At 60.5% G+C, this 205-nt stretch carries 1 pseudogene; it reads right to left on the bottom strand.

The features are described from left to right. Positions 1 to 201: pseudogene (locus tag FDX22_RS31265) on the bottom strand (fructuronate reductase); the annotation flags it as partial. Between the last annotated feature and the right edge of the window lie 4 nt (positions 202 to 205).

Below are 205 nucleotides of genomic sequence, written 5' to 3' on the forward strand. Positions count from 1 at the left end.
GCGGTCGTTACCCGGCATCAGGTTAACTTCACAGATCCCCCAGTCGCTGTCGGTGGTTTCCAGCAAATGATGGGTGTACAGCGCCTGATGCGCGCGGTGAAAAGCGCCGCATCCCAGGTGAACAATGCGGGATTGCAGGCGCGAGCGGTCCCATGCAGGGCGCGCAACCGGCAGGTCGCTATTGGCAATTGTCGTTGTCATCGTG

It is taken from the genome of Citrobacter sp. TBCS-14 (assembly GCF_005280805.1).
Classification (GTDB): domain Bacteria; phylum Pseudomonadota; class Gammaproteobacteria; order Enterobacterales; family Enterobacteriaceae; genus Citrobacter; species Citrobacter gillenii.